25 protein-coding genes and 1 tRNA gene are annotated in these 23,104 nt (G+C 29.8%); 16 read left to right on the forward strand and 10 right to left on the reverse strand.

Features of this window, described 5'->3' with window-relative positions:
- Positions 1 to 522: 522 nt before the first annotated feature.
- The gene (locus tag LNQ81_RS07625) at positions 523 to 1,398 is read left to right on the forward strand and encodes a helix-turn-helix domain-containing protein (RefSeq protein WP_229945616.1); all 876 of its coding nucleotides are present in this window, start codon (positions 523 to 525) and stop codon (positions 1,396 to 1,398) included.
- A gap of 69 nt (positions 1,399 to 1,467) precedes the next feature.
- Here the strand turns inward: LNQ81_RS07625 and LNQ81_RS07630 are convergent.
- The 3 genes from LNQ81_RS07630 to LNQ81_RS07640 all read right to left on the reverse strand — a co-directional run bounded on the left by LNQ81_RS07630 (position 1,468) and on the right by LNQ81_RS07640 (position 2,819).
- Positions 1,468 to 1,538, reverse strand: a tRNA-Trp gene (locus LNQ81_RS07630).
- A 51-nt stretch (positions 1,539 to 1,589) separates the two neighbouring features.
- Positions 1,590 to 1,964, reverse strand: coding sequence for a DUF983 domain-containing protein (locus LNQ81_RS07635; protein WP_229945618.1), 375 nt, complete (start codon positions 1,962 to 1,964; stop codon positions 1,590 to 1,592).
- 135 nt (positions 1,965 to 2,099) lie between these two features.
- Positions 2,100 to 2,819 carry a hypothetical protein gene (locus tag LNQ81_RS07640; RefSeq protein WP_229945620.1) on the reverse strand — a complete coding sequence of 240 codons (720 nt, stop codon included), beginning with the start codon at positions 2,817 to 2,819 and terminating at the stop codon, positions 2,100 to 2,102.
- A gap of 335 nt (positions 2,820 to 3,154) precedes the next feature.
- Here LNQ81_RS07640 and LNQ81_RS07645 point away from each other — a divergent pair, with 335 nt between their 5' ends.
- The 10 genes from LNQ81_RS07645 (at position 3,155) to LNQ81_RS07690 (ending at position 12,290) form a co-directional block, all read left to right on the forward strand.
- Positions 3,155 to 3,745 carry a cytochrome b/b6 domain-containing protein gene (locus tag LNQ81_RS07645; RefSeq protein WP_229945622.1) on the forward strand — a complete coding sequence of 197 codons (591 nt, stop codon included), beginning with the start codon at positions 3,155 to 3,157 and terminating at the stop codon, positions 3,743 to 3,745.
- Between the two features lie 163 nt (positions 3,746 to 3,908).
- Positions 3,909 to 4,865, forward strand: coding sequence for an SIMPL domain-containing protein (locus LNQ81_RS07650; protein WP_229945624.1), 957 nt, complete (start codon positions 3,909 to 3,911; stop codon positions 4,863 to 4,865).
- Positions 4,866 to 4,998: 133 nt separating this feature from the next.
- Positions 4,999 to 5,439 carry a hypothetical protein gene (locus LNQ81_RS07655; RefSeq protein WP_229945626.1) on the forward strand — a complete coding sequence of 147 codons (441 nt, stop codon included), beginning with the start codon at positions 4,999 to 5,001 and terminating at the stop codon, positions 5,437 to 5,439.
- 26 nt (positions 5,440 to 5,465) lie between these two features.
- Positions 5,466 to 5,909: a hypothetical protein gene (locus tag LNQ81_RS07660; protein WP_229945627.1), complete on the forward strand. Its 444-nt coding sequence runs from the start codon at positions 5,466 to 5,468 to the stop codon at positions 5,907 to 5,909.
- Positions 5,910 to 6,222: 313 nt separating this feature from the next.
- Positions 6,223 to 7,227, forward strand: coding sequence for a phage integrase SAM-like domain-containing protein (locus LNQ81_RS07665; RefSeq protein WP_229945629.1), 1,005 nt, complete (start codon positions 6,223 to 6,225; stop codon positions 7,225 to 7,227).
- A 211-nt stretch (positions 7,228 to 7,438) separates the two neighbouring features.
- Positions 7,439 to 8,701: a hypothetical protein gene (locus LNQ81_RS07670; protein WP_229945631.1), complete on the forward strand. Its 1,263-nt coding sequence runs from the start codon at positions 7,439 to 7,441 to the stop codon at positions 8,699 to 8,701.
- A gap of 67 nt (positions 8,702 to 8,768) precedes the next feature.
- Positions 8,769 to 9,032: a helix-turn-helix domain-containing protein gene (locus LNQ81_RS07675; protein WP_229945632.1), complete on the forward strand. Its 264-nt coding sequence runs from the start codon at positions 8,769 to 8,771 to the stop codon at positions 9,030 to 9,032.
- A 99-nt stretch (positions 9,033 to 9,131) separates the two neighbouring features.
- Entirely contained in the window at positions 9,132 to 10,370 is a 1,239-nt protein-coding gene (locus LNQ81_RS07680; protein ID WP_229945634.1) for a primase-helicase family protein, read from the forward strand.
- Between the two features lie 201 nt (positions 10,371 to 10,571).
- Positions 10,572 to 11,423, forward strand: a complete 852-nt coding sequence (locus LNQ81_RS07685; RefSeq protein ID WP_229945636.1) for a toprim domain-containing protein — start codon at positions 10,572 to 10,574, stop codon at positions 11,421 to 11,423.
- 261 nt (positions 11,424 to 11,684) lie between these two features.
- A complete protein-coding gene (locus LNQ81_RS07690; RefSeq protein ID WP_229945637.1) occupies positions 11,685 to 12,290 on the forward strand; it encodes a BfmA/BtgA family mobilization protein in 606 nt (201 codons plus the stop codon).
- Positions 12,291 to 12,320: 30 nt separating this feature from the next.
- Here LNQ81_RS07690 and LNQ81_RS07695 read toward each other — a convergent pair whose 3' ends face one another.
- Positions 12,321 to 12,518 (reverse strand): hypothetical protein, encoded by a 198-nt coding sequence (locus LNQ81_RS07695; RefSeq protein WP_229945639.1) that lies wholly within the window; start codon positions 12,516 to 12,518, stop codon positions 12,321 to 12,323.
- A 324-nt stretch (positions 12,519 to 12,842) separates the two neighbouring features.
- Between LNQ81_RS07695 and LNQ81_RS07700 the strand changes: the two genes are divergently transcribed.
- From LNQ81_RS07700 to LNQ81_RS07720, 5 genes are all read left to right on the forward strand, one after another.
- On the forward strand, positions 12,843 to 13,646 hold the full coding sequence (locus tag LNQ81_RS07700) for a hypothetical protein (protein ID WP_229945641.1): 804 nt from the start codon (positions 12,843 to 12,845) through the stop codon (positions 13,644 to 13,646).
- 15 nt (positions 13,647 to 13,661) lie between these two features.
- Complete coding sequence (locus tag LNQ81_RS07705) at positions 13,662 to 14,021, forward strand: DUF6864 domain-containing function (RefSeq protein ID WP_229945643.1); 360 nt, start codon at positions 13,662 to 13,664, stop codon at positions 14,019 to 14,021.
- Complete coding sequence (locus LNQ81_RS07710) at positions 14,012 to 14,311, forward strand: hypothetical protein (protein ID WP_229945646.1); 300 nt, start codon at positions 14,012 to 14,014, stop codon at positions 14,309 to 14,311. Before LNQ81_RS07705 ends, LNQ81_RS07710 begins: the two co-directional genes overlap by 10 nt.
- A 286-nt stretch (positions 14,312 to 14,597) precedes the next feature.
- Complete coding sequence (locus tag LNQ81_RS07715) at positions 14,598 to 15,827, forward strand: site-specific integrase (RefSeq protein WP_225600313.1); 1,230 nt, start codon at positions 14,598 to 14,600, stop codon at positions 15,825 to 15,827.
- 194 nt (positions 15,828 to 16,021) lie between these two features.
- Entirely contained in the window at positions 16,022 to 17,137 is a 1,116-nt protein-coding gene (locus tag LNQ81_RS07720; protein ID WP_006257453.1) for a Fic family protein, read from the forward strand.
- A gap of 1,083 nt (positions 17,138 to 18,220) precedes the next feature.
- Here the strand turns inward: LNQ81_RS07720 and LNQ81_RS07725 are convergent.
- The 6 genes from LNQ81_RS07725 to LNQ81_RS07750 form a co-directional block, all read right to left on the reverse strand.
- Positions 18,221 to 18,691 carry a JAB domain-containing protein gene (locus LNQ81_RS07725; protein ID WP_006257452.1) on the reverse strand — a complete coding sequence of 157 codons (471 nt, stop codon included), beginning with the start codon at positions 18,689 to 18,691 and terminating at the stop codon, positions 18,221 to 18,223.
- Between the two features lie 190 nt (positions 18,692 to 18,881).
- Positions 18,882 to 19,394, reverse strand: coding sequence for a hypothetical protein (locus LNQ81_RS07730; protein ID WP_006257451.1), 513 nt, complete (start codon positions 19,392 to 19,394; stop codon positions 18,882 to 18,884).
- 2 nt (positions 19,395 to 19,396) lie between these two features.
- A complete protein-coding gene (locus tag LNQ81_RS07735; protein WP_006257450.1) occupies positions 19,397 to 20,317 on the reverse strand; it encodes a relaxase/mobilization nuclease domain-containing protein in 921 nt (306 codons plus the stop codon).
- A 1-nt stretch (position 20,318) separates the two neighbouring features.
- The gene (locus LNQ81_RS07740) at positions 20,319 to 20,618 is read right to left on the reverse strand and encodes a plasmid mobilization protein (RefSeq protein ID WP_006257449.1); all 300 of its coding nucleotides are present in this window, start codon (positions 20,616 to 20,618) and stop codon (positions 20,319 to 20,321) included.
- A gap of 98 nt (positions 20,619 to 20,716) precedes the next feature.
- A complete protein-coding gene (locus tag LNQ81_RS07745; protein WP_006257448.1) occupies positions 20,717 to 21,625 on the reverse strand; it encodes a toprim domain-containing protein in 909 nt (302 codons plus the stop codon).
- 194 nt (positions 21,626 to 21,819) lie between these two features.
- Entirely contained in the window at positions 21,820 to 23,061 is a 1,242-nt protein-coding gene (locus tag LNQ81_RS07750) for a primase-helicase family protein (RefSeq protein WP_006257447.1), read from the reverse strand.
- Between the last annotated feature and the right edge of the window lie 43 nt (positions 23,062 to 23,104).

The following is a 23,104-nucleotide window of genomic DNA, read 5'->3' on the forward strand; positions in this document are numbered from 1 at the left end:
AGCCAGTTATTGTCCTACTATTGTCCAAGTATTGTCCTAGAATGTAGTACTAAGCCTTGAATACATTGAGCTGAAAGGGAGATGAGGCAAGCAGTTTAATTTGGTTGTAATTGGTATGTTGTTGATATTTAGGTGAATACATAAAATGTAAATAAAAAAAATAAATAAAAAAGTAATTTATAGATTAATTATAGAACTTCTATAGCGCATTAAGAGAAAAAAAATAGCTTAGTGAGTGTAGTAAATCCATTTTTGTACTTAATAAGGCGTTTGAAATAAAAAAAAGTTTAAAAAAATTAAGCGATAATAACTATAATGATGTAAAAAAATTCACCTCAGAATGACTTTAGAAATATTGATTAAAAGTAGTATGCTGTAGAAAAAAGTATAGAAAGGTGTTTTTCTTGATGGAGGTGATTAAGGAGATTAAATAGTGATATATATTATATCTCTAAGGCGGTTGTGATTTAGTTATATGTAAGGTAATTATGTTATTTTTGTTTATATAAATTTATATAATACATGGAAGATATTACTATTTTACAAATGCGGGATCTGACAGATGATGTAAAGGGAGCAGACTTTTATGCTAATACTATTCCACAACATTTAATCGCTAATCATAATCACATAGAGAGACCCCATAGACATGATTTTTATGTATGTATTATTTTTACGCAAGGGAATGGTACTCATGAGATTGATTTTCACAGTTATGAAGTGTGTCCTGGAGCTGTGTTTATGTTAGCTCCTGGTCAGACACATAGCTGGGTGCTATCAGATGACATCGATGGATATATATTTTTTCACACTCAGGATTTTTTTGATTTATTCTTTGTACGAGAGACTATCAGGGAGTACCCTGTGTTTCGCTCTACTTATTATCCTAATGGATTAACGGTAGATGGTTTGGATATGGATATGCTTAGAGATCTGTTTATGCGTATAGTAAATGAAGTATCACACAATAAATGGAAAAAAAACACAGTGCTTGTGAATTTAGCTTCGTTACTTTATATAGAGTTTAATCGATTATTATTAGCAGGAGATTCTTTCGTAGCTGTTTCCAATATGCAGTATAATAATCATCTTCAACATTTCGAAGATTTATTAGAAAAGAATTTTCATATAGAGAAATCAGCTGCTGTATATGCTGATAAAATGAATATGACACAGAAGCACCTTAATAGGGTATGTAAGACACTAGTGGATAAAACTACAACAGATATCATTATTGATAGGGTAATATTAGAATCGAAGAGAATGCTTATTTATACAGGTAAAAGTTTTAATGAGATAGCGAGTGTGTTAGGATATGATGATTATTCTTATTTTTCAAAAGTATTTAAAAAGAAAGTAGGGTATACTCCGAAAGAATTCTTAAAAAAATATAATTAGGTATTTACTCAGTATAATGGATAAAAAAAGCTCCTTAATGTAATATTAAGGAGCTTTTTTTTGCGCTTGCACGGGTGGAGGGATTCGAACCCCCATCAACGGTTTTGGAGACCGCTATTCTACCCTTGAACTACACCCGTTTCTCTGTTAAGTGGCGCAAATATAATAACTTTTATTCTAATAAACCTAGACTATTCCTCATCTTTTTTATAAAACATATTTAACCACATAATTCTCGACAAGCGATAATTAAATGTCCACATAATAAAAATAACAAATACAATTCCAATAAATGCATGTAACATAGTGATATTCAAATCGAATAAGTAATTTAGTATTAAACGAAGTACCATTACCGTTACCATTTCAGCTACAGTTAATGCATAACTCATGTACATTGCTCCAAAGTAGAAACCTGTTTCTCTATGGAAATTATAGCCACATGATCCGCATTCTTTTGTCATTTTAGGCATTCTAAAAGTAATTGGATTTCCTTTGTCATGGAAGATGTGTTCTTTACCACAGTTAGGACATTTTCCACTAATAACATTGCTGATATAAGACATAATATATTTTTTATGCAAAGTAAACTAAAAAAGATGAATGCTTGACGCTTAATATTCTTGTATTTTGGTGGTATTCGGACATTATTGTTTTTTTAGTACCATATTTGTTTTGAATAGCACAAAAAAAAAGAGAGATTAAAAATCTCCCTCTGGTGTAGTTTCTTCTGTCTCTGTAGGATATTCTTCTTTGATGTCTAAATATTCTAAAGGACTTGATTGTGCTTGATTGCTATATGCTTCATCATATTCTTTTGCAAGCATTGCGATTTCTTCTAATGTTAGTACTTTTTCGCCCTCTTCACCTTCTTCCATTGTTTGGTTATACTTAGCATATAAACGAGCTTTATCCGTTTCGTACTGTTTTTTAGCGACTCCTCTTCTAGCGTAATAGATTTTGCGATCTTTACTATACTTTCTGTATATTTCTTTACTATCTATAGAGTATTGTGAATCTAATTGTTTTAACTCTGTTTTAAAATCTGTTTCTACAGCATTTGATTCAGCTATTTCCTTTTTGATTTTATTCCAGCTCTCTAATTGATCTTCATCTAGTGTTCTGTCAATAAAAAGATTATATCCAGTAAAAAGGTTTCGCTCATGCATTCCTCTCTCTACGTCTTCCATTTTTGTTTTAGAGTTCAAACTTTGTAAATCACGTTTGATATATTCATTCTTAATAGAAAATGAAGCTAACTGCTTAGTTGTTAGTTTAAGTTCATCTTTACGAGTTAGAATTTCAGTTACATCTGTGAACTCTATTTTCTTTAGTTGTTCAACGTCTTTTTTAGATTTTCGTTGACCATAAGAAGTACTAATTGACATTAGTATTACAATTAAAAGTAATATCTTTTTCATTCCAATTTTTTTTTGATTCAAATAACAATTTGTTTTTTCACCTTGCAAATTTAATATAAATATTAATACTTTATTTTAAATTTTTGATACCTGTAGGGAACTTGTTTTCTTAAAAACAATATTAAAGTGATAATTTATAGGAAAGCTAGGCTTTCTTGTATAGTAAGTAACGTCTGTTCAATTAAAATATTGTGTACTTGTGTACTGCGTTTAATATTTGATTTATATTACTTGGTGTTTTTGTGTGTATTATTGTTTGTTATTTATATATTTGAATATGTTAATTTTTATAAATTAACTTTTTTGTGTTTTAAGTGACGTTAAAAATATTAAAAATGAGAGGTAGAGGGGATAGTTATAGTTTCTTGTTTCGTTTTTTGCATTGGAGTATTGCATTAGTAATGATAGGATTATTAGTAACAATATTATTGCGATTGACTTGGCTTAATAAAGCAGGGGTCAGTGATATTATTATTGATTATATCAATTCGCAGGGGGTTGATATGACTGCAGAACAAGCGGTAGTATTAGCAAAACGGATACGTAAACCAATGTGGGATTGGCATATCTATTTAGGGTATGCATTAATTGTGTTGATTTTTTTGCGTTTTGTTTTAGCTATATTAGGAAAGGTTCCTTTCTTAAATCCCTTTAAAATAGGCGCAACACTCAATACACGCCTTAAAGCGGTGATTTATTTATTGTTTTATATCTGTGTCGTTATTTCACTATTGACTGGTTTAATTATCGAGTTTGATCTTGATGTTTTACCTAAAGTTGATCTTAAGTTAATACACAAAGCTTCAATCTATTATTTTATCAGTTTCTTGGTAATTCACTTTGTTGGTGTGTGGTTAGCAGAATTAAGTGCAGATAACGGAATTATCTCTAGGATGATTAACGGAAAGAGTAAGTTTGATTTGTAGTTTGATAGTAGATTAAATGATATATAGTATAATAAATTAGCATTTGTAGAAGACAATACGGATGCTTTTTTTATTTAAGATAGTCTTGCCTTAAAATAATATATGATTACTTTATATGTTGTTAAGTTTAAAATGTTAAATTAGTTTAAATAATAAATTAATTATGAAAAAAATATTAATTATGTGGTCTATTTTGTGTTCTTCTGTGATTATGGCACAGGTTGCAGGAAATAGCATTTATGGGCAAGGGGCACCTATGAGTAATGCAGGAGATTCTAATTTTAGACTCAATACCCCTAATGCTTTAAAAGTTCTGACAGTAAGAGGTTTGGGCAATGTGAATGCAGATAGCTACGTCGCTATATTTTCTATTAACCAAGTCGGGAAAACAGCGGATGAAGCGACTAAACTTATGGATGAGCGCATCTCGCAGATACAGCAATCCGTGAAGACATTAGGCAATGTAGAGACCTTCATAGATATGATTTCGATGGTGCCTACCTTTGATTATGAGGTAGAAAAAAAAATATTTAGTAAGCGTACTTATAATGAAGTGCCTGTCGGATTCGAGTTGTGTAAGAATATTCATATTAAATACCACGATGCAGCTCAGTTAGATAAAATGGTTAGCTTATTTGCTTCCTTTGAGGTCTATGATTTAGTGAAAGTAGATTATATCTCTAGTAAATTAGAAGAGGTAAGAAAACAAATGAGATTGAAAGGAGAGGTATTGATGAAAGAACGTGTTAATCTAGTTAATACCTTAGAAGAACAGCCTACATCTGCTTATAATAAGTATCTTGAAGATGGTTTTAATGTAGTGTACCCTGTGCAGCGTTATAGTTTATATAATGCATATAGTAGTTCTTCTATAGCAGGAAAACGCTCAGGAAATGTGAATAATCAAGATAAGAAACTAACTACTTATTATTCTATCTTAGAGAATAAGAATTATGATTTCGTGATTAATCCTGAGGTTATGGAACCTGTCATCCAAGTAGAGTATGAAATGAAGTTGACTATCGATGAGATTAAAGCTAAAGGTGTGCCAGCTGAAAAAGAAAAGAAGGAAATATATGTACTTACTCCAAATGGTTCTCTACAGAAGATGAACTTCTAGTGGATACTGTAATTCTAAAATCAAAATAATAAAAGCCGTAGTTCGATTCAATATGAACTGCGGCTTTACTATTTTGAATAAAAGGATTATAGTACAGAGAGAATTGTTTAAATTGCTTGTTTATTAACATAGTATGAGAAGATTTATAGTTTTTTTGATATTCGTTCTTTCTGTAGGAAGTGTGCTGGGGCAGTCTATTATTAAACAACCGATGGTGATAGATGTTAATGAGAAAGGACTAGGAGAGTTTAAAGTAATGAATTCTAGTGATGTATGGCACTTTAAGCGCAGGCAAGGAGATAAGATTGATGTCTATGAGTTTACCTTAGTGAAAGGAGGGCTTATGCCACCTGCTATGCAAAGGATACAAACACTTACAGTGAAAGAGTTTGATGAGTTTATACTTAAGGATTATAATGATAACTTCAGAAATCCTAAATTGTTAAATATTGGTAGAATGCATGCTGATAATATGGTGTTTAAGAAGCTTTATTTAAAGGTAGTATCTAGTGGTAAAGCTAAGTATTATGAGGTGACTTTTAGTCATTCGACTGCGATAGTGTGTTATGGGTAGGAAGATAAATAGTAAGAAGAAAGTTAATGAAGATATCATTTGATTTAGATGATACGATTATTTCTAAGAGTAGATTTGCATTAGAGAAAGAACCTTTATTGGGAAAGTTAATTGGAGCAGAAAGAATACGTTTAGGAACAATAGTTTTATTCAAACAATTAAAGGCTAAGGGATATAAGGTTGGGATATACACTACTTCGTTTAGAAGTAAAGCGAAAATTAGAAGGATGTTTTGGTTATATGGTATTTCTGTAGATTATATTATTAATCAACATGAGCATGATAAAGTTTTAAGAGAAAAGAGAAAAAATATATCTAAGTATCCACCTGCATTTGGCATAGATGTTCATATAGATGATTTGGTAGGAGTGGAGCTTGAAGGAAAAAGACACAACTTTACAACTATCATAGTCTCAACAGATGATGATAAGTGGGTAGATAAGATTTTAGAGAGAATCAATATGTTATAAAAACAAAAAAGCACCTATTATGTAATAGATGCTTTTTTTGTGGTCCCACCTGAACTTGTTTTGTTTTTTAATTCGTTTTTATATAGTTTTACCTATTGATAATCAGTTTAATATGATTTGTTTTAATTCGTTTGAACTGATTTTAATTCATTTTAATCATATTTTAAACCCCTAATTTGCCCCTTCGTAAAAAATGGAGATTTAGAGTATGTTTTTAGGATTTTGATCGATGAAAATTAAAAATAGGAAAATCTCCTGTTTTTTTATGTAAAAACGTTGCCCCCTTGGCAAGCCCCCCTAAAAAACAACAACAATGAAGTACTATTTTGAGCTGAGAAAAGATAAGATAGATAAAGATGGAATGGTTCCTATTCGCTTAGTTGTTACTGCTCCAAAAGTTAGGATAAGAAAGAACATAAGTGTCAAGACAAAACTCGATGATTGGGATGCTGAGATTAACCAAATCCGAAATGTAAAGAGAGATGATAATGAGTTGTATTTGGATTACAAAGAGTATAATGCTATACTGACTAATACAATCAATAAAGTAGAGCATATCTTCGATTTTTTTAGATTTAATTCTATTCCATTTACTGAGAAAATGTTTGAGGAAAAATATAAGTTAGAGACAGTTAGTGTATCTATCCGTTTTTTTGATGCTTTTAGTGAGTATATTAGAGTTTCTACTATTTCTAAGGCTAAGTCAACTATAACTAAATATAATTCCGTAAAAGCGTTCTTTATGGATTTCGCTACTTCATCAAAGTATATTATGCGGTTTGACACAATAGATTTTCGTTTTGAGGAAGCTTTTATGGAATATTGCTTTGTTGAGCGTAAAACATTGAACAATTATTACGGAAAGTTAGTAGCTACATTAAAAGCATTTATGCAGTGGGCATTTAACAGAGGTTATCATAATAGTTTGGACTTTAAAAAGATTAAAAGAGTTGATAATGAAATAGAAGTCGTGTTTTTGACTATGGATGAGCTGATGAAGCTTTATAATCATAATTTTGAAAATAGGTCTATGGAGAGAGCTCGTGATATGTTTTGTTTTTTATGTTTTACAGGACAGAGACATAGTGATATCTACTCCCTTAGAGATTGTAATATAGTTGAGGACTATTTGAACTATACAGTTGTTAAGACTAAGACTGTGCATCACCAGGTTTATTTAATCTCGTATGCAAAAGAGATACTGGAAAAGTATAGAGATACTCCTTATAGCCCTGTACCAAGAATTACTTCTCAGAAATTGAATGAGAGACTTAAGGAATGTTGTGAAGAAGTTGGAATTACTGATAAGTTAGATTAACTCGCTACATAGGCGCCAATAGAATAGATACAGAAGTCAGAAAGTGTGATGTAATTACTTCACATGTTGGGAGAAAGACTTTTATAACAAATAGTATCATTTTAGGGATTTCGGAGAGGGTAATTAAAAGTACGACCAATCATAAAGATGAGAGGAGCTTTAGAAGATACGTCCACGTTGGTGAGTCATTTAAACAAAAAGAGTTGAATAAATGGGAAAGTTTATAGATGTGATTAAGAGGTTCTTTTTTGCTAGTGAAAAAGAAAATAAACAACAACTTATTTTAAAATCATATACTACTCAAGTAATAGAGTATTTAGAAGGTAATGCTGATATTGATAATAATCAGTTATGCCATAGCATTAGTGAGCATTTTGATTATTATTCTATATGTGAGTTAGCGATTAGGTTGCAAGAAAATAATCATTTAGAAAATACTTATTCTTTCCTAAGAGAGTATAAGTTTAGTAAGGTTTTTATTAATTCGAAGAGAGATTTTGAAGATGTAAAACAAAGTTGTTCTAAAACTGAGTACTTGGCTTTTTTAATAGGTGTAAAAAAGAAGTTGTTGAGTATATCGGATTTTATAAATGTGAAAGAGAGTATTTATGATGTTGATACTGAAATTATTCAAACAGTAGCAGTGCTTGAGCAACATTTAAAAGAGCCTATTACGATAAGGGATGCTTTTGGGTATTTCTTTATTTATGAGAAGAAAATAGCTCATAATCTGTTTGTTAATTTTCTATCCATCTGTATTAAAAAGAATGGAGGACATCCTAATATAGTTATGTTCTTACATACTACAGTTGATGATCTAATGAATAAGTTAGACATGTATTTTATACCTGTTGTCAATCATTTAAATTTTAGTAGTGACAGCATTTATAGATTTAATCCTATGGTAAATATAGGGCTAGATGAGATACGTGAGATTAGTAAATCGAAAGAGTATTTCTTGCAGTCAATCCCTTTAGAAAAAATAGATGAAGATGAATTGATAAATGTAAATACAGATTGCAAGGATATAGAGTATATAAAGTTTATGTTGTATCAGTTTTTTAAATTCATTTGTCAAGATGAATTTTATTTTGAAGATAAAAATGTATTTGATTTCTTTTGGTCTAATTGTACGGAGGGACCTTCTAGATTTAGTAAACTTGAATTAAACTATGCACATTCCGTTTTAAATAGATTAGTAGCACAAGATCGACAGTGTTTAAATTATATAATTGCGATATTTCTATATTTTAAAAATGGAGATCTAATTACCAAGTTACCTACTAAACTACCAAGATTATTGTCGCTGTATTTTGGAGCGAACTCTTTAAAAGAAAGAACGATATACGATATGTTGACTAGAGAAACCTTAAGTAATAAAAGTTTTAATAAGGACAATAGTTATATAAATGATTGGGCAAGTATTAAACAAAAAGAGTATAGTAAGTTGTTGATTAATAATAGTGTGTATTAATGTGTTCTGTTTTTTTTTGAGTATAATTTAATCTTTGCTGTGTTCAAATGTTTTAAAATCGATTCAAATGAGTACAAATGTTTTAAATGAAAAAAGCGAGGGTATGTCTAATCAATCTCAAGAGGTATTAGTAAATACCTTTTTTCCAACAGGAGACGATCGAATGTCTCAACAAGAAGTAGCTAGTATGTTTGATAGAACTGTTCAAACTATTATCAATTGGAAGAATAAAGGAAAGATTCCTTACTATGAAATTGATGGTAGACCTATCTTCTCAAGAAAGCAATTGATTCAAGTTGCTTTAAAAAATCAACATCTCTTAAATCCATAAAAAAAGCGTTTGCTTCCTTCAAAAACCAAACGCTTAGAATTTTATTCTTTAATTAAATCCTTATAGTGCAAATATAAGGATTATAATCTATTATTTATTATGAACTTAGATTCTGCCGAATTTATTCGTGTGGGTACGGCGTACTATGCCATTATAGAACGACCTACACTAAACAAAACAACTGAAAAGATAATGCTTCCTTGGAATAAGGAGACTATTGTAAATGATTTTGGAAAAGACTTTATTTCCAATATTAAGAAATATTACGGCTTCTGTTGTATTCCACAACATATCAATTACAGCAGAGAGATAGCAGACTTCTACAACATCTACCACCCTATAGACTACGATGTACAACGGTCTATTGACGACTTGGCTTTCTTAGAAAGTAAACTAAAATACACGCTAGACTTTATACGTCATATTTTTGGAGATCAATACCACTTAGGTCTTGACTATTTTAAAATTCTACTTGAATACCCTACTCAAGTTCTACCAGTACTTGTGCTAGTCTCTAAGGCTAGAGAGACAGGTAAGTCGACTATGCTTAAGTATCTTAGAAAGATATTTTCATTTAATGCTACCTATATCAATGCAGAATCTTTTGTAAACAACTTTAATTCAGATTTAGATGGTAAATTATTAGTTCTTATAGATGAAGTGGTTACTGATAATCAACAAATAACAGAACGTATAAAGTTCTTAAGTACTGCCGATAGAAATAAAATTGAGAGGAAAGGTAGAGATAAAGAGGAAGTAGAATCTTTTTACAAGTTTGTAATGACTAGTAACTTTGAAGATTCGTTTATGAAAATTGACAAGGAAGAGATACGTTTTTGGGTTCGTAAGATTCCACAAATAGAAAAGAACCCTGAATTTATAGACTTACTTTTTAAGGAGATTCCTGATTTTTTAAATTATCTATTCACTATTCCCTATTCTACAACTAAGAAAACACGTATGTGGTTTACTCCAGAGCAAATACGTACAGAAGCATTGGTGAAACTAATGAATTCCGATAAGAATAAACAACAACAAGAAGTATTACAGCTAATAAGAGAGCTTGCAGATAGATTTGATGAAAAAGAAATCTTTCTTGCACCAGTGGAGGTCTCTGCGATTATTAAGAAGATAAATAAGAGAAGTAATATAGAACCTAATGATATAAGAAAGATTTTTAAAAATTGGGGATTTACAGCATCAGAGAATTCATATAAATATTTGGGATATGATTATCATTCTTATGGAGAATTTACAAGATTAGATAGAACAGGAAGATTTTATAGTATTGAACTGAGCAAAATTGCTAGATATTTTGATGAGAGTGATGAGGGATAGTGTAATCTTTTGTTATATAGTTACTTATGTCTCATCAAAAGTCTCATCAAACTCTCATCAAATTTAGTTTGATGAGGGTTTTAATACTAGTTTGATGAATGATGACAGTTTGATGACAGCGTATTTAATTAATTATTAGTAGCTTATAAGGTTCTGTCATCATTCATCAAAAAATCAGTAAAATTTAAGGAGTGTAGAGTTATGACATGTATTGAAGCAAAAAAGATAAGTTTAGAGTCTATTTTGGATAAAGTAGGAGCTAAAAAAGTCAAACAGATTAATCGTGAAATTTGGTACATAAGTCCATTTAGAGATGAGACGACAGCTTCATTTAAAATCGATATTATAAAGAACCTTTGGTATGATCACGGAGAAGGAAAAGGAGGTAACGTTTTAGATTTTGTTATGCGGTATTATACTTGTGATATAAAGGAAGCCCTAGTTATTTTAGAAAATGAGTCTCTTTCTTTTCACCAGCCCATTTACAAAAGTAGTGCTAGTGAAAAAGAAGATACCTACAAGATTACAAGTATAAGTTCAGTTGAGAATAAGTTATTGACCAAATATGCAGAAGAGAGAGGCTTAAACCTTACCCTACTACATAGATATTGTAAAGAAATACATTACGAGAGAGATAATAAAATATACTTTGGGATAGGGTTTAAAAACGTGTTAAAAGGTTATGAAATTAGAAACAAATATTTCAAAGGATGTTTAGGTAACAAGGGAATTACTACGATAGAAAACGATTGTAATCAAGTTATTTTATTTGAAGGTTGGATAGACTTTTTGAGCCTTCTTATATTATATCCTATGACTGAATATAGATTTGATTTTATAATTTTAAATAGCACTTCTCAGAAGGAATCAGTGTTAGAACTAATAGTGAAATATAATAAGATTTGTTTGTGTTTTGATAATGATTTGACAGGGAATGAGACAACTATTTATTTCCAAAAAAAGTACGAGAATCTGACAAAGGACATTCGTTATTTGTTCAAAGGGTATAAAGATCTGAACGAATATTTAATGATGAAGTCTAATGAATTATAGCTTTCTATTCAGATTTTCTTCTCGGCTTAGTAATAGCAAGAGGGTACTGCGCTTTAGCGCAGTACGAAATGTAAACTCCTGTATATTAATTATTTATAATTTATTTAAAAAAGGCACAAACAATGTTTTTGTATGCGTAGATATATAACTATTTATATTATAGTTATTTATGTGGTTAGTAAGCATACATTTTTTTAGAAACAAAGAATACAAAAAGGGCAATATATCTAGTAATCAACTCATTTTAAAACAAATATGTGTATGCAAGATTTTAAAGACACTTCAATAAGAATTAAAGGTTCAACAAAGAATAAACTAGACAAGATTTGTAAAGAATATCAATACAAAAAGATTAATGATTGTGTTGTAGATATGATTGATTTTTTCATTCAGAATGGCTTGAGTCCACAATCAAATATCAACTTAAATTTACAAGCAAGTTTAGATAAAATCAATAAAGATTTTATCAAAAGAGACGATAGTTTTCGCAAGTGGTTTGGAGATTTATATTTTAAAAAAATCAACAAATTAATGACTCAGAATGATTACAATTTAAGAGAGGTTACTATCATTTCTGAGATTTTAAAGGGAGATCTTTTAAAACAGATTCGTGAAGAAGTTGCTTTAGAAAAAGCTGAAGAAGATAAACTATTAAAAGAAAATTCATTCAAAGACAAGGGCTCTTATTTTAAGCTTTTAGATAGTAAAAATGATATTATTAAGAGAGAGGAAGAAACTAATATGCTACTTACCCAAAAGCTAAAAAAACTTTTAGAGAAAGTAGAGAAAAAATCAAACTTCAGTAGTTCATACATTATTAAATTGAATAAAGAAGAGCTAGAATATTTACAAAGACTTGTATTTTAAATCGTGTTTAGAGGACATACAGAAAAATAGTTATAGATCAGTATAGAATCCTTTTAAAGCATTTATCACTAAATCTTTCATTGGTATTCTTTCTTTAGCGGATTTTACCTTTAGATTCTCTCGTAGAGATTTTGGCATATAGCAATTGAACAATACTTCTGGTTCATTTCCTATATACTCTTTCTTTAGTGGTTCAAGTTGACCAATTTTATCAAATAGATTTGCCATAGCCTTATAGGTTAAAAAAAAGCGTGGAACTAAGATCATGTCCTTATCAGAGGTTTGCGACAACCCAACAGCCAGACAGACTCAGCCCACGCCAATATAAGGCACGGGCGTAAGTCTATCGCTATTTTGGCTGTCATCTGAAGGTCGCAATTTCTGATAAACCAATAACGATAGATTACGCTTGTTCGTAATGTTTTCTAATGCAAATGTAGTCAATTTCTGAATGAATATAAATGCCTTAATCTGTCATTATTATGATGTTGTTTTAATTCCTTTTAACTTGTTTAAATTATATGTATTTTTATTTAAAATTAAGACGTAAAAATGGAATATATATATCACTATACATCGATACAATCTCTAGCACTAATTTTAGAGACTGGTAAGATTCGTTTTTCTAGAATAGATTTACTTGATGATATGCACGAAGTAAGAGGAATGCCTGAGTATGTTTTAAACTATTTATTTGTTTCTTGTTGGACAGAATCTTCTATAGAGAATATAGCATTATGGAATATGTATACTAATATGAAGGGGATAAGGATTCAATTACCTAAAAATTTTTTTGAAGAGTATACTTATGAAAATGGAAATTTTAAGGGAATGGAGATTAAAGATTTTACTTATAAAATGCCAGTACCTATTGAAGAACTTAGAACAGATAATTATTGGATATGTAATCCTTTCTGGTTAGAAGATGGTTTTTTTGTAGAGATTAATTATACAGAGAATTATAAAGAAGAAAAAGAAAAATCTATTGAAAGATCTGATAAAGGGATTGCAATAAAGCACGTTAAGAATTTAGTTTCTTTTAAAGATACAATATGGGAGTTTCAGAAGGAAGCGAGATTTTATTTGTTCGCGATTCCGTTTCCTCCCTTGCAAGAATGCAAGAATGATTATAATTTACAGATGGAGTATTTTTCGAGTGGATTCGGGAAATATTTGAATAAAAATAAATTCATAGATATTAGTATAAAAAGAGAAGTCTTAGATTCTATAGTTGTAAGAGGTCATCCTAACTGTGTTTTTGCTGATGAATTAATTATACAATCTCTTTTAGAAAAGTATACAAATAAGGGAGTGTTTGAAAGAAGTGAATTAGAAGGTGTTATTAGAGAAAAGTAATAAAAAATAATAAAAATGATTAAATCAATTAACAAACAAACAGGAGAGAGTCGCCATATGGTGTATTCTGAATCAATTTTAATGCTAAATGATAAGGATGATCTTATATTTCACGTTGATAAGGAAGGTTTTGTATTTAGTTTTCAATTTAGCTTTGTAGATGAGGGAGATGAATTTGGAACTATGTTTGAGCTAAATCAAGAAAATAATTTTATTCACTATACTTTGCAGAAGTGGTATTCGAATACATATGTTGAAATATCTATACCAATGAAGATAGAAACGAAGGAAGGAAAAAATTTTTATATTAAGTTTCGTAGTGAAGCACAAAAAGAAAGTGGTTTTAGAAAATTCATGCTAACAATATGGGAATAGAAGATTATGGCTCAAGTTCTGAAGGGGGAAGCATTCCTGTTGGTAACAATAATAGAGTAGTGTCTACAGGTGGAACTGTTAGTGCGTCTACTGGGCAAAGTAAAGTTGATGAGTTTTCTGGAAGCCATACTAATTCTTTAATTGTAGGAGGGTTATTGTTACTATTAATTTTGATATTTGGTGCATATATTTTATTTAAAGAAAATTATGATAATACTGTAATTGCAGCTTTATCAGCAGCTATAAGTCTATTAATCGGCTATTTTGCAGGAAGTAGTAATAAAAAATGATTATTTGATATGAGAAATTAGCTTTTAAATTGTCCCCTAACCAACCCCCTAAAAAAAATAAACCCCTCATTACCAAGGTAATGAGGGGTTCTTTTGTGGTCCCACCTGGGCTCGAACCAGGGACTTGCTGATTATGAGCCGGAGAAATGAATGTTGTATTTAATTGCATTTTATTTCAGATCGACTGATTTTTAGCTAGTTGCAAAATTTTTAAAATATTTTTGTTTCATCTATTTGCACAATAAGTACCGATTTGTTGTACGTATGTTGTACTTTAAAATTATTTATGATGAAAACGAGTTTAAAAATTGTATTAAAAAAGACAAAATTAAGTGATGGAACTTACCCAATTAATCTTAGAGTTACTATTAATAGGAGGTCTAAATTCTATAAAACACCTTACAGTACTGCACCTAAATTTTGGAATGCAAAAGTGGGGGAGTTTACTTCTAAGTTTCCAAATTTTTTACAGGCCAATAGAATATTAAGTACGCTAAAACAAGATGCGTCAAAAGTATTGGACTTGATGATTGAACAAGAAAAAGAATTTACACTTGAAGTATTTGATTCTCTACTTCGACCAGAGAAGGTTGAGATTGTAAAATTTGTTGCTTTTTTTCAAAATAGGATTGAGCAATTCAAAGAAGCAGGTCAAGTTAGTTCAGCAAGTTCATATAATGATTCGTTAAAGGCTTTAAAACGTTTTAAGCCTGGGGTGATCAAATATGAGTTTACACAAATTGATTATTCTTTTTTAGTAGCCTTTGAAGCAGACTTAAGATCAAGAGGCTGTACAAATGGAGGAATAGGTATATATATGCGTAATATACGTGCTATTTATAATTCTGCTATTAAATCAAAAATAGCATCTTTGGAGAATTATCCATTTAGAGATTATGTGATTTCTAAGTTGAAATCAACCAAGATAAAAAAAGCACTTACAAAAGAAGAGTTACAGCTGCTACTTGATTATGACTTTTCAGAAAATACTGAAGGAGCTAAGGTGTTGTATACTTATTTATTTAGTTTCTTTTGTCGAGGAATGAACTTTACTGATATCGCTGAATTAAAATGGGATGATATAAACTCTAATCGTTTTAGTTATATCCGAAATAAAACAGGCGTGGCTATTAATGTAAAGATACCAGAGAATAAAGACTTGGATACTATCTTAAACTATTTCAGAATCTATAGGCCATTTGATACAGATTACATCTTTTCAATCCTGGATAAAGATTTAAGCTTATATACTAAAGAAGAACTAAGAGCACGAAAAAGTAGTGTTAGGGATTATTATAATAAGCAATTAAATATCATTGCAAAGGAATGCGGGATTAAAACAAAGATTACCTTTTATACAGCTCGTCATACTTTCGCTACTCTATCATTAAAAAAAGGGGTGAACTTATATATGCTTAAACAGGCCTTTGGGCACCAATCTATTAAAACTACTGAAGCTTATGTAGAGGATTTTAATAGAGAAGAGCTTGATCAGGCATTTGAGAATTTGTTTTAACTATGTTTGTGGGAACTGATAAAACGTGTTTTGTAAAGAGGGAAGCTTATTTGATTTTTAATAGAGATTTATCTGTTTCTATTTTACATTATAATTTAGTAAAAATACTTTGATTACAATAATGTGTGTTTTTATGTAATCAAGAGGCTTTGTTTTGTTTTTTATTTGTATTTTTGTAATCAAAATAAAAGTGTATGAATTATAATTTAGAGAAAGCGGTAGATTATCATTATGGTGTTTTTCCTCCAAAGAGTATTAATTATGCTCTTTTTATTCAAGAATTAGTGAGGGCTACTGATGCATTGGCACGTTTTGATCAAATGTTAAAAAACCTACATAACACTGAAATTTTATTAGCTCCTTTAAGAAATCAGGAAGCGGTACTATCTTCTAGAATTGAAGGTACAATTAGCACAATGGATGAGATACTTCAATATGAGGCTGATCATGAAGGTGAAGATATCACTACTGCTAAAGCCGATGTAATAGAAACTATCTTATATCAGCGTGCTTTGAAAAATGCTCAAAGTGCACTTGAAAGTGGCTATGATTTTTCATTAAGCTTTCTTAAGCAAATGCATCAACAGTTATTATATTTAGGTAGAGGAGCAAATAAATCTCCTGGTGAATTTAAGAAAGAACAAAATTATTTGGCGGATAGGTTAAAAAGAGAAATTCAGTTTATTCCTATTAGGCCAGAAAATCTAGTTGATGGATTAGAGCAGCTTTTTAAGTTTTTAGAAAATAGTGATTTTCCTCCGTTAATTAAAACTGCTATTATGCATTTGGAGTTTGAAGCATTGCATCCTTTTAAAGATGGAAATGGAAGAATTGGAAGAATGTTAATTACGCTGAACTTATGGAGAGAAAAAATTCTTTCAGAACCTCATTTTTATATTAGTGGATATTTTGAAGAAAATAAAGATGAATATATAGAACAAATGCGTAATGTTTCCAAAACAAAGGATTGGAATGAATGGATTCTTTTTTTCTTAAAAGCAGTAGAAAATCAAGCGATTAAAAATTTAGAAATAGCTGAGAGTATAAAGAGTTTGTACGAAACTACAAAAACTGAATTCTCTGAGTTACTATCTTCAAAATGGAATATAGAGATACTTGATTTTATATTTACTTATCCAGTATTTAGAAATAATAAATTTGTTAGTACCACAAAGATCCCGAATGCAACAGCAGTACTAATGATTAAAAAATTAGTTGATAATGGCTATTTAGTTTTAAGAGAAGAATCATCAGGGCGTAGAGCTGCGATGTATTCTTTTGAACCTTTAATGAAATTAGTTAGGGTATAAAAATTGTAATCAATATTTTTTGCTTACATAAAAGTGTTGTTTTTTGTAATCAAACTAGTTAGTCTTCAAAAATTGTAATCAATATTTTTTGCTTACATAAAAGTGTTGTTTTTTGTAATCAAACTAGTTAGTCTTCAAAAATTGTAATCAATATTTTTTGCTTACATAAAAGTGTTGTTTTTTGTAATCAAACTAGTTAGTCTTCAAAAATTGTAATCAATATTTTTTGCTTACATAAAAGTGTTGTTTTTTGTAATCAAACTAGTTAGTCTTCAAAAATTGTAATCAATATTTTTTGCTTACATAAAAGTGTTGTTTTTTGTAATCAAACTAGTTAGTCTTCAAAAATTGTAATCAATATTTTTTGCTTACATAAAAGTGTTGTTTTTTGTAATCAAACTAGTTAGTCTTCAAAAATTGTAATCAATATTTTTTGCTTACATAAAAGTGTTGTTTTTTGTAATCAAACTAGTTAGTCTTCAAAAATTGTAATCAATATTTTTTGCTTACATAAAAGTGTTGTTTTTTGTAATCAAACTAGTTAGTCTTCAAAAATTGTAATCAATATTTTTTGCTTACATAAAAGTGCTATTTTTTGTAATCAAACTGATTTGTATGAAAGTAGTGAACTTTTGGCGTTTTTTTAAATTGTGTAATTAAATGGCCTAAAAAAGAAATATATATACTGTTTGCTCTTTTAGCTTTTTTTTGTAATACACTAAGGTTATATACCTTTTTATATTTGCTTTATCTTGCAGGTATCTTGTTCGGTTTGAGGTACAGTTTTTATTTAAGGTAACATAATTATTGTTAGGTTCTCGTATTGATAAGTATAGTTTTAAGGAATTCTAGAAATGCCCGATTCTAACTAAGAATTGAAATTGCTTAAAATCAGTTGTTTTTTTATTTGATGGTTATTTGATACAAACCTAGTTTTAAAAGTTAAACTACTTAAAATTAGCTTTTTTCTTATTTGATGTTTATTTGATAAAGGGTATTTTTAGCTTCTAAGTAAATTCATTTGAGTCAAATACAAAAGTGAAAAACTAGAGTAATTAAGAATATATAAAAAAACAAAGACACCTATAAGGTGCCTTCGTCTGCAAAGGAGTAGTAACTCTCTTCGGTTATAATTAAGTGATCTAAAAGAGTAATATCAAGTATCTTGCTTGCTTCTTTTATCTTTCTTGTAATTTGTCTATCAGGATCACTTGGAGTTAACTTTCCAGATGGATGATTGTGAATAATTATAAAAGCTGTAGCATTAGCCTTTAGTAAAGCTGAGAAAATAATTCTTAAATCTACTATTGTTGCGGTTATTCCTCCTGAGGAAGCTTCTAATACTCCAAGTACTTTATTGTTGTTAGAAAGCATAAGAACTTTAAACTGTTCTAACAATTCAATCTTATTACCATCCCAAGCCTTTAATGCTATTTGATATGCATTGTAAGAAGATGTAATTTGAGGTCTCTGTGAAGCCTTTACTTTTGATTTGTAAATTAATTCTACTTCTGAAGCGATAAGCCATTGTTTGTCTAAAACTGTAGTTTCCATAATATTAAATTTTTAAATTAATTATGGAGCAACAGTTGGTAATGGCTTAGCAAGCGCAAGAAACGGGCGCAATAAAGCGAAGACTTTAGTCAAGCATTTATGGGGGTTTTCTTGCTAGCGAACCGCGAGGCATTGCCTAACTTTGTGTAATTGTTAATAAAAAATAAAACTAAAACTAAAAATCAATGTACTATAAAGACTTTTTTGTGTTATTTTCAGAAGTGATTTTCCACTTTTTATAGACCTCAAAGTTCTTTGGATTCTCTTTAAAGAATTGATTCAGATACATTAATTCAAGATTCGATTTCTTATTATTTTCTATTAACTGATTATAATCAGAGTAATGAATTGATTTTTTAATCGCAACGTAAATTGATAAACCACTTGTGAGTAAAAGAAAAATATTAAGGGCTATGATGTAGAACATCTTTTTATGACTAATAGCCCTATATACTTTTAAAAGGTCTTCTTTAGTATCATAAAGTGTGGACTGAAATGCAGTGAAATCATCTTGTAATCTTTGTCTATTATTTGACTCAATTTTGTGTAATTCAGACACATTTACTTTTACTTCAATATTATTTATCCTGTTTGAAAGCTGAGTTTGCAGAGTAATATTTTGCTTGAGTTTTTCTTGCAAGTGAACTACCTGCTGAAATAGTAACTCAGTGAGTTCTGTGAGTGTAGGTTGTCTCTTTGCCATAGTTAAAGATTTAATGTTTGTTTTCGTTTTTTCTTTTTAGTTATATCAGGCATATAATCCTCATAGTAATTTCCATAAGCGTTTAAAAAACTAAATAGACTTACTGTATTTGTATTCCAATTTTCAAAACAGATTTGTTTGTCTTGGTCTTTATATAATACAGTATGAAATAAATCATTATTTGGTTTTGGTATGTTATTTTCAAAGAGTTCATTCAGTTTTAAATTCCGATCAACCTCACTTGCTTTTAGGTTTGTGTTGGTTGGTAAATGAATAAATCTATATCCTTGAATATTACCTTGTTTGTTTACAGTTGGTTTTACTTCTATTTGATGTGCTAGCATCATATTGATGTATTGATCTAAGTTTTTAGGACGCTCTTTTAAAACAAAATAATGAGCCTTTTTTATTATTTCAGCTGTCTGTTTCTGATTAGTTTTTAAAAGCTCTTTTCTATTTAGATTTTCTTGTCTTATTGAAGTCCAATTGTATTTTAGGGCTATTTCGTGAGCAATACTCTGTGCTTGAAATCCGATATAGTTATCTTTTAGTGCTTTTCCATTCTCATCAATACGGTTAATCAAAATGTGAATGTGTTTGTGCTCTTTTTCAGTATGTAAGTAAGCGATGTATTGCGCGTCTTTGGGATCTAATTTTAAACCAACTAAAAAATCTTTTACGAGATTTTCTAAATCTTGGTTTGTCATTTTTCTACTATCTTCAATAGTAGGGGATATAACAACGGAGATTGTATTGTTTTTACAGCGAGTGTTTTGATTTTGTAGAATCTGCATGGTTTGATACATATCTTTCGGAGTTTCCCCCGAAAGATTATTTCTAGCAAGTTCATAGCCTTTACTTGGATTAATTACATAATTAAAAAGTGCTGCTCCTCCAATACATGTTTTTGCTTTAGCTATCATATTACTTTAGTTTTTCAAGGTGAGCTCTAATTAAGTTTGCTGTTTCAATGGTGGATTCTTTTACCTTCGTGGTATCTCCAAGTTTAAAAAGGTTACCTATTCTTCTAAAGTTGTCAGCAAATTTGTTTAGTAGTTTGTAAGTTTCAATTTCATCTTGAGTTAGTTTATAACTTACAGAATACCCCAGGGCAGTACTTCGTAAATATTCAGAAACGCTACAACCAATTTTCTTTGCTTTGTTTTTTATAAGCAGAGATTCAGTAAGGGTAACTCTAAATTCTATCTTGTGTTCTCTTTTCATCGTCTCACCAATTTTGCGACCTTCGGGAGAAAAACGAGTGGTCTTTGTTCCGGTTCAAATTTTCAATTTGTAAGGACAAAGACACATCTCGATGATTCTCACGTCAGTTTATCGCGGTTAATACTCAGTAAATAATCATTGACATCCTTGTAATCTTTATATCTAACTCTTGCATCTTTTGTAATTAATGGAAATGCTGAAATTAATTTCTCAGTTGCTTTATCTCCAGCAGTATCATTGTCAAAACAAGCAACTATGGTTTTATATTTAGATTCAAATGTTTTAGAATCGTCTAAGGTTTTATATAAAAACTTGTTCGAGGATTGAATAAGTGTGATATCTAAAGTATTAACGGAGTTTAAAATGATGTAATCAAACCTATATTCTAAATTAGGTTTAAGAGTTATAAAGGATAAAAAGTCAATAAAGGCTTCAAATAAAAATACGGTAGATGAATTATTATTAATATAGGTAGGATATTTGGAGCCTAAGCATATTTGAACATATTTGTTTCTGAGTTCTACCCCATCAAGTTCATTTTGAAAACCTATTGCATAATAAGCTTTATCTTTAAGAATATAATGTATTTCCTTACAGTACTTTTGAGTTGTTTTAATGCATAAGCCTCTTTGCTTGATGTAATATATAAGATATTTATTTCTCAGAGGTTTAATTGCTGTAATCTCATAATCTTTCTCATCTGTATTAACCGGTGAATTAAAAAGTTGCTGGTGAAAAGAAAAAGAATTGTTTGCTAAGATCTTTAGAGCTTCTTTTACATCACATTTGTAATATAGCATTACAAAGTCAATTACATTTCCTTTATATGTACTATCGCCAAAGTCATAGAATACATTTTTAGTTATACTCACACTAAACGAAGGGGTATTTTCTGCTCTAAAAGGAGAGTGGTACCAGGCTTGTTTATCATTGATTTTAGTTGGTTTTATACCAAGGCTATCTAAAATAGAAATAATCGATATGTTTTTTGCTTCTTGAATATTCATAATTTGAGTTGTTTGGTTGTATGTTGTTGATTTATAGTGTTTAAAGTGGTATCTGTATGTCATTTAGTTGTCATCTGAGCATCTGATCATAATTGTACTAATAGTGAATTACATTCATTAGATGAGCGCAGATGAGTCGTAGATGACAAGTAGTTTATGATTTATTAATACTTAAGTTGTTGGTAAATAGCTTATTACTTTTTTATGTCATCTGTCATCTGATTTAAAAGTATTTCTTTTGAAATCCTGTAATATTTACCCTTGTGAATAGTCCGTTTTAAAGTATTATCCTCTATTTTGACTCGTTCATAATTATTTGAGTTAGTTGATCGAACTAAGGCTATGTTTTCAAGTGTTGTTTGTATCTCTCTCATTGTGATATTATGACCTCTGTTATAATAATTCAGCAGAGCATTAATATCCGAAGGAGTGGTATCTATTTGATCAATATCAAATTCATTGAATATAATATCAAGTATATCAAGCACTAGGTTCTTGTTTTGAAGATCTACATCGTGTTTTAGTTTATGTAAAGCTTCTGTGTGTAAAGTCTCTGGAGTAAACCACATCCGGGTTTTGTTTTCTGTAGAGAAAGGAACTCTATAGAGATAGTTTAAAAAAATGGGAATTTCCTTAATGAGTTTGGTGTAAAACTCAGTAGTTCTGTTTTTAATAAGAGGGACTTTAATAACCCAAAACCTTGTTTCTTCTTTATCTATCTTTAGAAAGTTATGTTCGTGATTACTTGTCATGATAATCTTAAGAAATGATCTTTGTTCAATTTTCTCTTGGCCTTTGTATTCAATTGATTGATACATAGCCGTTGAAATGTATTTAATTGCTTCAACAATATCTTTGTTCTCAGATTTTACTTCTTCTATTAATAAGAGAAGTTTACTATCCATCTCACTGTTGAATTTTTCTGTAAATGCATTAGCCTTTATAAATACAGCATTTTTATCAAAGATTTCTTTTATCCAATTTAAAAATGTGGTTTTTCCTGTTTCACGATTCCTAGATACAAGTACTATAATTGGCAATATTTGCTCTGGATAGAATAGTAGAATTTTAAAATAATCTATTGCAAGTAAGTATTGATTTCCAAAGATGTGATGCAGAAAATAACTAGTAATAGGTATCTGCTGTTTAAGGGAATCTATAGATAATGGGCTTTCTGTGTCAATGTGATATAAAATAGGAGAGTAGGAATTAAAGTAATCTCCTATAAAATGAGTGTAATTAATGTGACAGGGTTCACATTTATAACCAAAGAATTTGGGTAACTCTTTGATGATATCCTTTCCAAAGTCAGTGATGATTTCAGACTTTTTCCACAGTTTACGTTCAACAATGATTTCTTTACCGTTGACGTTCTTCTTTCTTATCGCATAGTACTCTGTTCCTATTCGAATATATTCTGTTGCAGTTGTATTCATATCAAAAAATTTTCAGAAAGAAGTAGCTATATTTACTACTGTT

The sequence above is a fragment of the Myroides oncorhynchi genome (assembly GCF_020905415.1).
Classification (GTDB): Bacteria; Bacteroidota; Bacteroidia; order Flavobacteriales; family Flavobacteriaceae; genus Flavobacterium; species Flavobacterium oncorhynchi_A.